Here is a 277-nt window from a genome sequence, read left to right on the forward strand (position 1 = left end):
TTTGTTCCTTTTGCTGATTTTTAAAGCCTTCAAGGGCGTTCAAATCATCTTCTATGTGTAAACCATCAGCCTTTATGCGTCCCGCAATGCGGCTGTCACCAGCGATGAGAAGGGCGGCGTCATTGTTTCGAATATCTTCTGCGTAAGTTTGCGCTTGGTGTTGTAAAAAAGAGCCATCATCTTTTTGCTTTTCAGAATCATAAAGAATGACGCAGGAAAAAGACTTTGTTTGCAAAATTTGACGCAAAAAACTATGCGGGGTGTTGCGGCGAACAGC

General features: G+C 43.0%; 1 protein-coding gene. It reads right to left on the bottom strand.

Features of this window, described 5'->3' with window-relative positions; translation table 11 throughout:
• On the bottom strand, positions 1 to 277 hold a 277-nt coding region (locus ACFIM8_RS09350; protein WP_375614855.1), incomplete at both ends, for a thiamine phosphate synthase.

Source organism: Bartonella sp. AC535YNZD (genome assembly GCF_042196625.1).
GTDB lineage: Bacteria > Pseudomonadota > Alphaproteobacteria > Rhizobiales > Rhizobiaceae > Bartonella.